The organism is Rhodococcus sp. BS-15, assembly GCF_000813105.1.
GTDB lineage: Bacteria > Actinomycetota > Actinomycetes > Mycobacteriales > Mycobacteriaceae > Rhodococcoides.
This window is the reverse complement of record NZ_BAOX01000593.1, coordinates 1-817: the sequence shown is the minus strand read 5'-3', so window position 1 is coordinate 817 and position 817 is coordinate 1. Positions and strand designations below refer to the sequence as shown.

Below are 817 nucleotides of genomic sequence, written 5' to 3'. Positions count from 1 at the left end.
GGTGGAGATGCAGGTGCTCTCCTTCAACAGCTCTCGCAACGTCCCCGGATCGAGCGATATCGCCGGTCCGGCCATCGTCGCCGCGCCCCGGCCGCAGCCGGTATCGCCCGCCCCCTCTCGCATCGTCACCGCTCACGTCCACGGCACGCCTCGGCCGCAGTCACGGCCCGCGCATCGCCGGCAATCCAAGCCCAGTCAACAGTTCGACAAGAAACGGATCGGTGATTGCACCGTGAGTGTCCTTCTCGTCGGGATTTCGCACCGTAGCGCTCCCGTCGCAGTCCTCGAGCGTGTCGCCATCACGGACACCGATCGCCCGAAACTGACCGACAAGCTGATGGCCAGCGGAAGCATTTCCGAGGTCATGGTGGTGTCCACGTGCAATCGCGTCGAGATCTACGCCGTCGTCGACGCCTTCCACGGCGCGCTGACCGCCGTCGGCGAAGTTCTCGGTGAACACTCCGGGCTCGAGATCGCGGACCTGACCAAGCACGCCTACGTCCGCTACAGCGAGGCCGCCGTCGAGCACCTCTTCGCCGTGGCCAGTGGCCTCGACTCGATGGTCATCGGCGAGCAGCAGATTCTCGGCCAGATCCGTTCGGCCTACGCCGCCTCGGACGGGCAGCAGGCCTCGGGCCGCGTGATGCACGAACTGGCTCAGCAGGCCCTACGCGTGGGCAAGCGTGTCCACAGCGAAACCGGAATCGACGCCGCCGGATCCTCGGTGGTCTCGGTCGCCCTCGACCGCGCCGCCGAATTGTTCGACGGTTCCCTCGCCGGCCGCAAAGCCGTCGTCCTCGGTGCCGGAGCGATGGGC

1 protein-coding gene is annotated in these 817 nt (G+C 67.2%); it reads left to right on the top strand.

Going from position 1 to position 817, the window contains the following annotated elements; genetic code table 11:
- Nucleotides 1–232 precede the first annotated feature (232 nt).
- On the top strand, nucleotides 233–817 hold a 585-nt coding region (gene hemA / locus RHBS_RS28150; RefSeq protein WP_128646947.1), incomplete at its 3' end, for a glutamyl-tRNA reductase.